General features: G+C 45.3%; 6 protein-coding genes and 1 pseudogene. 6 read left to right on the top strand and 1 reads right to left on the bottom strand.

Features of this window, described 5'->3' with window-relative positions:
* Positions 1–29: 29 nt before the first annotated feature.
* Positions 30–170, bottom strand: a complete 141-nt coding sequence (locus B5D35_RS24435) for a hypothetical protein (RefSeq protein ID WP_157828452.1) — start codon at positions 168–170, stop codon at positions 30–32.
* 211 nt (positions 171–381) lie between these two features.
* On the opposite strand from B5D35_RS24435, the gene B5D35_RS22345 reads away from it, so the two are divergent.
* From B5D35_RS22345 to B5D35_RS22370, 6 genes and pseudogenes are all read left to right on the top strand, one after another.
* Positions 382–1,113, top strand: coding sequence for an aldo/keto reductase (locus B5D35_RS22345; RefSeq protein WP_244556712.1), 732 nt, complete (start codon positions 382–384; stop codon positions 1,111–1,113).
* 804 nt (positions 1,114–1,917) lie between these two features.
* Positions 1,918–2,463 carry a diaminobutyrate acetyltransferase gene (ectA, locus tag B5D35_RS22350; RefSeq protein ID WP_078754637.1) on the top strand — a complete coding sequence of 182 codons (546 nt, stop codon included), beginning with the start codon at positions 1,918–1,920 and terminating at the stop codon, positions 2,461–2,463.
* A gap of 19 nt (positions 2,464–2,482) precedes the next feature.
* Positions 2,483–3,748, top strand: a complete 1,266-nt coding sequence (gene ectB / locus B5D35_RS22355; RefSeq protein ID WP_078754638.1) for a diaminobutyrate--2-oxoglutarate transaminase — start codon at positions 2,483–2,485, stop codon at positions 3,746–3,748.
* Positions 3,749–3,759: 11 nt separating this feature from the next.
* A complete protein-coding gene (locus B5D35_RS22360; protein ID WP_078754639.1) occupies positions 3,760–4,146 on the top strand; it encodes an ectoine synthase in 387 nt (128 codons plus the stop codon).
* A gap of 69 nt (positions 4,147–4,215) precedes the next feature.
* Positions 4,216–5,631 (top strand): aspartate kinase, encoded by a 1,416-nt coding sequence (locus tag B5D35_RS22365; protein ID WP_078754640.1) that lies wholly within the window; start codon positions 4,216–4,218, stop codon positions 5,629–5,631.
* 172 nt (positions 5,632–5,803) lie between these two features.
* A pseudogene (locus B5D35_RS22370) lies at positions 5,804–5,964 on the top strand (IS6 family transposase); the annotation flags it as partial.

A 5,964-nucleotide genomic window follows, 5' to 3' on the forward strand; every position in this document is an offset into this window, starting at 1 on the left:
ATGCTTAATAAACGACGAGGAAGGTGACACTAGATTGCCTGAAACTTAAAACTTTGCAACGGAGCCGTGTCTTCAGCTAACGCAACATTCTCAACACCGAAAATACGAATCAGTGCAGCGAGGATCTGAGACGATTCCTGTCGGTAAATATCTTCGAGTAATTGAGACAATGACTGACCCTATTTCGCGGAAGAAGTAATGATTTCAGTATTGCTCTTGTTTGATACATTGCCGAGAAATCATTTCGGTAAAATAAGTTTGTTCTTATACCCGAAACGAGTGCTTTTGCCGACAATACAAGCTCTCTATCCTTTTGAAAGTACTCCACACTCAGAAGAAAAGCACGCAACAACACTTCTGCATCACCAATAAGGATCTCCTATGAAAGCAGGTTTAGGTACAGCGGCCTTTGGTACTACCATCTCTTCTTCAGACGCTTTTGACGTATTAAATGCATTCGTTCACATGGGCGGCAGGGTGATTGATACCGCCAACAACTATGCCTTCAGGGCTGGTAAAGGTGGAGAAAGTGAGCAGACGATTGGTGAGTGGCTTAAAACAGTTGATAGATCCTCCGTAGAGATCCACACCAAAATCGGAGCCCTTCCTTTAGATGGGCAGGACCTTTCAACGGCAGAAGGGTTGAGCAAGGCAGCGATAGACAGTGCTATCAGTGCTTCCCTGTCCCGCCTGGGTACGGATTACATTGATGTACTGTATACACACATCGATGATTTAAATACGCCATTGGAAGAAACATGGGAAACGCTGACCCATTATGTCAACCAAGGCATCATCAAATCGCTGGGCATCTCCAACTATACCTTGGATCGTTTGAGTGAACTCTGCGTCATTGTCGAACGGGAGGCTTTGGCACCCATCAGCTACGCGCAGTATCGCCATACGGTGATCCAACCAAAGGCCAATCTGGATTTTGGCGTGCAACTTTGCCTGACACATGACATTAAAGCATTGCTCCTTGATGCCAACTCTGACATCACCATCGTGGCATACTCTCCGTTACTCGAAGGGGCGTTTGAACATAAAGGTAAGCTGCCAGAAGCGTATGACACCCCTGAAAATGAGCGATTTGTGGCAGAGTTAAGGGCATAGTCCGATATGTTGCTAATGAGCCCTTCTGCGATAGTGCTTAGAAACATTGCCAATCAAGGTATATTTCCACTGTGTATGACAAGTAACGTTAAGCATCTTAAAGAGAACCTGATGCTCGTTAAGAAACTAAAATAGGTAACTTTCGACGCCACAATAAAGTGCTTAGTCGCATCGTATTGTGGCACGTTACCAAATGCCATTTTGTATACGCAAACAGACCAAGACCTGCATCTCACTTATATGTAATAATTATTTTTTATTACAATTATTTTGCATCAATAATGTGCTCCGCTCACCAAAAAGGTGCGAATCGATGTCATGTGATTTTGATTGAAAAATCCACAGATAGAGGACGAAGCCCCCTAAAAGCGAGGATTCATCTCAGTAAAACAAAGATTTTTAATTGGTTTTCTTTTGGAAAAGAAAATCATTTATCATTTAAAACATTGAGTTAAGCACACTGTGTGTAAATTTTACTCGATGCCTTCCCTACCCGCTTAGCTTTAAATAGCAAAACACACTTTTCTTCTCTCACTTCGCGACAAAAAACTGACGTATCAAAACCGTCGGATCTTGGTAACTGAAAGGGATAGCCGTAAAACGCACAGTAAAAAGGACGAATCCCGAAAATTTAGTTATATCACTAAACGATCACATTTATTCATCAAAATTTAATGCTCATTATAAAACATAAAGTTAGCCCCAAACAATCTCACCGCTGTGACGGAAGCTTGAAAAAAGAACATATCAATGTATCCTTTAAAGGGTTTAAATACTTAGACATCTAAATGATTTGGAAGCTTGATGAGTACCGAAACGATCGACCTCAGTGTAGTAACGGCGCGTTTGAAGAAGGAACTGGATGCATTAGTGTTTCGTGTTCCTAACAAAGGCGATGGAATCAAGATTAACAGCTTGATCGCTAACTGCCCCCCCCTCGATGAAAACTCCTCCTACTGCAACTTTCTTCAATCCTCCCATTTCCATAAGACCTGCATCGTGGCAGAAAACAACGGTGAAATTGCTGGATTTATTTCCGGGTACTTAAAACCCGATGCTCCTACAGAGCTTTTCGTCTGGCAAGTCGCTGTCTCCGCTGCAAGCCGTGGAAAAGGGTTGGCGTATCGCATGCTGCAGCAGCTATTAACGCGCGACAACCTCAGCAATGTAAGTGCCGTAGAAACCACAATCACTAAATCGAACGATGGGTCTTGGAATTTGTTTAAAAAGCTCGATGCCGCACATGGAAAACGCGGTTCCGTATCAGTTTTTTTAGACCAAGAACAGCACTTCAAAGGACATCACGATACTGAGTACTTGTACCGTATCCCTTTGAACAAAACACATTAATACTAAAAACGGACCAGACATGGACATTTTTAATAAGCAAGAGTCGAACGTAAAATCATACTGTAATAGCTTTCCGGTGGTATTTACTGCTGCAAAAGGTGTATGGCTACATACGGAAGATGGCAATAAATACATCGACTTTCTTGCCGGCGCAGGATCACTCAATTACGGGCACAACAACGACGAATTGAAAAAATCCCTTATTGAGTACATCGAGAAAGATGGCATTACTCACGGCCTTGATATGTACACAGAAGCCAAAGCCAACTTTCTGACCGCACTCCGTAATCACATCTTCGCCCCCAGAAATCTTGATTACAAAGTGCAGTTTACCGGCCCTACTGGCACCAATGCAGTTGAAGCCGCTATGAAACTTGCACGCAAGATTACGGGCAAAACGAACATTGTAACGTTCACAAATGGCTTCCACGGCTGCACGATGGGCGCCCTCGCTGCAACGGGTAATCAACATCATCGTGGTGGTGCAGGTATGCCTCTGTCAGGCACAGCTCGAATTCCCTATGAAGGCTATGCCGGTGTCGATGGACTCGCTCTGTTCGAAACCATGCTACACGACAACTCAAGCGGTTTTGACAAACCTGCTGCTGTCCTTCTTGAAGTTGTACAGGGTGAAGGTGGTCTTAACGTCGCATCAAACGAATGGCTTCAAAAGCTCGCTAAGATCTGTAAAGACAATGACATCTTGATGATTGTCGATGATATTCAAGCTGGTTGCGGCCGTACAGGCACTTTCTTTAGCTTCGAGTCAGCAGGGATCAAGCCCGATATTGTGACACTGTCTAAGTCCATTGGGGGTTACGGCCTTCCTATGGCGCTGGTTCTCCTGAAACCAGAACTGGATATATGGACCCCAGGTGAGCACAACGGTACATTCCGAGGCAACAATCATGCCTTTATCACTGCCACAAAAGCCATCGAAACGTACTGGCACAATGGTGATTTCGAAGTCCAAATTGCAGACAGAAGTCAGCAAGTGAAAAAGACTATCGACAAAACGTTGAAGAAATTCCCTTCATTGTTTGTGAAAGCAAAAGGCCGCGGCATGATGCAAGGCATCGAATGCAACGACGGTGATTTAGCATCTGCCATTTCTCAGCGTTGTTTTGAACTGGGTATGATTATTGAGACAGCAGGCCCTAACGATGAAGTGGTTAAATTCTTCTGCCCGCTCACGATCACAGAAACCGAACTCGAAAAAGGCCTGCAAATTTTCGAAAAGGCCGTAGAAAACGTTGCTGAAAAAGCAACCAAGAAAGCATCTTAAGGGATAGATTCATGATAGTTAGAACTCTTGAAGAGTGTAAAAACAGCGAGCGTCGTGTTGTATCAGAAACATGGGAAAGTGTTCGTATGTTGTTGAAAGACGACAAGATGGGCTTTTCTTTTCACATCACGACGATCTTTGGTGGCACGGAAACACACATCCACTACCAAAACCATCTTGAATCTGTGTATTGCATGTCTGGCGAAGGTGAAATTGAGGTCATCGGTGACAAAACCTACCCAATTAAACCCGGTACACTCTATATCTTGGATAAACACGACGAGCATTTTCTGCGTGCCTACGAAGGTAAAGAGATGGTCATGGCGTGTGTATTCAATCCGCCAATCACGGGCCAAGAGGTGCACGACGAAAACGGCGTTTATCCGCTGGTCGACTAATCCCACCTCATGGGGAGCCGCTATGCTCCCCATCTGTTATCCGCTTTCGCACATGTAAAGGATTTACAAATGACTTATACCGTTGAAAAAATCGGTGGTACGTCAATGACGGCGTATGAAGCCGTACTGAACAATATTTTTCTTCGTCCCGAATCACCCTATAACCGCGTGTTTGTCGTCTCCGCGTATGGTGGTATCACGGATGCATTACTGGAAAGCAAGCATACGGGCGATCCCGGTATTTATCAGCTTGTCGCTAAACGTGAAGACCGTTGGGTGAGTGCCTTTTCTGATCTAAAGCAACGTATGAAGGGCATCAATGCCGAGATATTTGAAGATACGATAAATCGCACGCGTGCAGACAAGTATATCGAGACGCGATTAGACGATGCTCAAAGCTGTATCGAGAATATTCTGGCGACCTGCCAATATGGCCAATTCACGCTGCGCCAGTATTTGCCACAGATTCGAGAGTTTCTTTCTTCAATTGGTGAAGCACACAGTGCGTTCAACACGGCACTAAAGCTTAAATCGCTAGGTATCAACGCGCGATTTGTTGACCTGTCCAGCTGGGATGACGGGCTCTCTGGAAACCTCGATGAAGTGATTGCAAGTGCGTTTGCTAATATCGATGTGAAAAGCGAGTTACCTATCGTCACAGGTTACTCGTACTGCGACGAAGGCTTGATGAAAACGTATGATCGCGGCTACAGCGAAATGACGTTTAGCCGCATCGCCAGCATCACCTCCGCTGATGTCGCCATCATCCACAAAGAATATCATTTGAGCAGTGCCGACCCGCGCATTGCCGGCCCCGAAAACGTGCTACCAATCGGCCAGACTAACTTCGATGTTGCTGATCAGTTGGCAAACTTGGGTATGGAAGCTATTCACCCTAATGCCGCATCCGGGCTGCGTCAGGCGAATATTCCGCTTCAAATAAAAAATACCTTTGAACCCGAGCACAAAGGCACACTGATCTCTCAGCAATACGCACCGACGCGAGAAAAAATCGAAATCATTGCTGGCAAAAGCAAAGTCTTTGCCTTGCAAATCTTCGACCAAGCTATGGTCGGCCAAGTGGACAACGTCGGCTACGAAATGATGGAAATCATTTACGAGGAACGCGTGAGTCTCATTGGGAAAGAGATGAACGCAAACTCGATCACTTACTACCTCAGTGGCGCGACGAAGAACCTCAATCAGCTGCTTTATCGTGCCGAGAAACGCTTCCCGAAATCGACAATCGCTAAACACATGGTAGCGTTGATTTCAGCCATTGGTGCAGAAATTAATACCAATACCGCGCTGAGCAAAGGCATGCTGGCATTGATGAGTCACGATATTGCCCCCATCGCGGTGCATTCTTCCATGCGGAATGTCAATGTACAGTTTGTCGTTAAAGACGACATGTATGAAAACGCGATTCGCGCATTGCACGAAGCCTTCTTTGCCAGAGAAGCCGTTACCAAGCAGATTGCTTGATAATACGTGCTAACGTTAGAAAGCCAGCCTTCAAGGCTGGCTTTTTTGATTTCCATCTTCAGCCCTAAAGGGTATTAACCAACCGCGCTTTCTCACACCTAAAAACACGGCTCCGTTGCAAAGTTTTAAGTTTCAGGCAATCTAGTGTCACCTTCCTCGTCGTTTATTAAGCATGACTGATTTCAAAGGGCGTCACTTTTCTGGCCAGGTTATCCTCTGGGCCGTCCGTTGGTACTGCAAGTATGGGGTGAGTTACCGCGAACTGGCTGAAATGCTTGAGGAACGAGGTGTCGATGTCGACCACACCACTCTCTATCGTTGGGTGCAGAAATA

This window comes from Enterovibrio nigricans DSM 22720 (assembly GCF_900167155.1).
Taxonomy (GTDB): domain Bacteria; phylum Pseudomonadota; class Gammaproteobacteria; order Enterobacterales; family Vibrionaceae; genus Enterovibrio; species Enterovibrio nigricans.

Bases quoted from the DNA above. Each gene is read 5' to 3' on its own strand.
- B5D35_RS22345 (WP_244556712.1), top strand. From the start codon at position 382: ATGAAAGCAGGTTTAGGTACAGCGGCCTTTGGTACTACCATCTCTTCT.
- ectA (WP_078754637.1), top strand. From the start codon at position 1,918: ATGAGTACCGAAACGATCGACCTCAGTGTAGTAACGGCGCGTTTGAAG.
- ectB (WP_078754638.1), top strand. From the start codon at position 2,483: ATGGACATTTTTAATAAGCAAGAGTCGAACGTAAAATCATACTGTAAT.
- B5D35_RS22360 (WP_078754639.1), top strand. From the start codon at position 3,760: ATGATAGTTAGAACTCTTGAAGAGTGTAAAAACAGCGAGCGTCGTGTT.
- B5D35_RS22365 (WP_078754640.1), top strand. From the start codon at position 4,216: ATGACTTATACCGTTGAAAAAATCGGTGGTACGTCAATGACGGCGTAT.